The sequence below is a fragment of the Rhizobacter sp. P3_B12 genome (assembly GCF_056402895.1).
Genome location: NZ_JBFUGN010001294.1, coordinates 1 through 1,392 on the forward strand (window position 1 = coordinate 1; position 1,392 = coordinate 1,392).

The following is a 1,392-nucleotide window of genomic DNA, read 5'->3' on the forward strand; positions in this document are numbered from 1 at the left end:
CCTGCACCGGGGCCGGCGCGGGCGTCGTGACGGGAGCGGCAGGCGCCGGCGCGGCGGCCACCGGTTCACCGTTCTGCGGTCCGCAGGCGGTGACGACCATCGCGGCGCACAGCGCACTCAGGACCACGCTCGGGGTGTACCAGCTGTTCGCGTTCATGTTGCTTCCTTTCGCTGCCGGCACCGGCCGGTGGATGCCGCGGATCGTCGCGCAGCGGCGAGAAAGAAGCTGTCGCCGCGGGCCGCGTCGCGGCGCAGGAAGCCAGCGTTCGCGGCTGTAGGGCAACGCCGACGCGCACCGAGGCATCGTGAGCAGATGCAACGACTGTAGGCACGCTCCTACGTTGAGTTGCAGCCTCGGCCGATGGCAGCGGCGCCATGTGCACGCGACGATGCCTGCCATGCTCCCCACTCCGTGGGAGCGCTCGCCGAGGAGCAGTGACGATGGCAAGCGATGCAGATTGGCTGGAAGACGTGCGGCGCTGGGCCCTGGGCGAACCGCAGCCGCACCGGCCGGCAGCCGAGCCCTCCGACGTGTCGACAACGGCCTTGCCGGACGATCTCGGCTACGAGGCCGCCCACCCGGCACTGCAGGCCCGCCATTGGCCCGATGCGTTGCCGTCCAAGCCATGAAAGCCGCAGCTGCACTGGATCGCCTGCCGGCGCTGTCCGCGTGGCTGGAGAACCTGCCCGAGAAATGGCGCTCCGAGAACGCACTGATCCTCGCCGCGCTGGCCCTCTCGGCCGTTGTCCTGATCGCGTTCTGCGTGGTCGTCTCGGGCGTGGTGCGCAGCGCTGAGCAGCAACACCAGCAAGCCGGGCAGGCGGTCGTCGCCGAGCCGGCCGATCGATCGAGCTGAACCTGCCGCGCCAGGGCCTGTCGACACTAGAACAGCTCGACGTCCCCGATGATCGAGTCGTCCTCGAGCGCGCCGCTGGCCACCAGCGCCGCATGGCTGCGCACCTGGTTGCGGCCGTGGCCCTTCGCGTAGTACACCGCCTTGTCGGCCCGTTCGAAGGCACCGCTCGGGGTGTCGCCGGGCTTCACCTCGGTGAAACCGATGCTGATCGTGATGCGCCCGACCTGCGGGAACGCATACGCCTCGGTGTTCTGCCGCATCCGCTCCAGCGCCATGGCCGTGTCTTCCTCGCGGGCACAGCGCATCAGCACGACGAACTCCTCGCCGCCGAACCGGTACAGGCGGTCGTGGAAACGGAAGCTGCTGCGCATCAGCCGCGACAGCAGCAGCAGCACCTCGTCGCCGATCAGGTGGCCATAGCTGTCGTTGACCGACTTGAAGTGGTCGATGTCGATCACGCCCAGCCAGTAGTGCTGGTGCGATGACGGCGGCGCKCGGCGCGTGTCGGCGTGCGACACCAGCGCCGGCGTGTTGG

Annotated in this window: 3 protein-coding genes; 2 read left to right on the forward strand and 1 reads right to left on the reverse strand. The window is 69.4% G+C overall.

Annotated features, from left to right (window positions below; all coding sequences use genetic code 11):
- The first annotated feature begins 441 nt into the window (after nt 1-441).
- Both AC1D01_RS34640 and AC1D01_RS34645 read left to right on the forward strand, forming a co-directional pair.
- Nucleotides 442-630: a hypothetical protein gene (locus AC1D01_RS34640; RefSeq protein ID WP_477874035.1), complete on the forward strand. Its 189-nt coding sequence runs from the start codon at nt 442-444 to the stop codon at nt 628-630.
- Nucleotides 627-857 carry a hypothetical protein gene (locus tag AC1D01_RS34645; protein ID WP_477874037.1) on the forward strand — a complete coding sequence of 77 codons (231 nt, stop codon included), beginning with the start codon at nt 627-629 and terminating at the stop codon, nt 855-857. The genes AC1D01_RS34640 and AC1D01_RS34645 overlap by 4 nt, the downstream gene beginning before the upstream one ends.
- A 26-nt stretch (nt 858-883) precedes the next feature.
- Here the strand turns inward: AC1D01_RS34645 and AC1D01_RS34650 are convergent.
- A partial coding sequence (locus AC1D01_RS34650; protein WP_477874039.1) for a GGDEF domain-containing protein occupies nt 884-1,392 on the reverse strand: 509 nt, incomplete at its 5' end.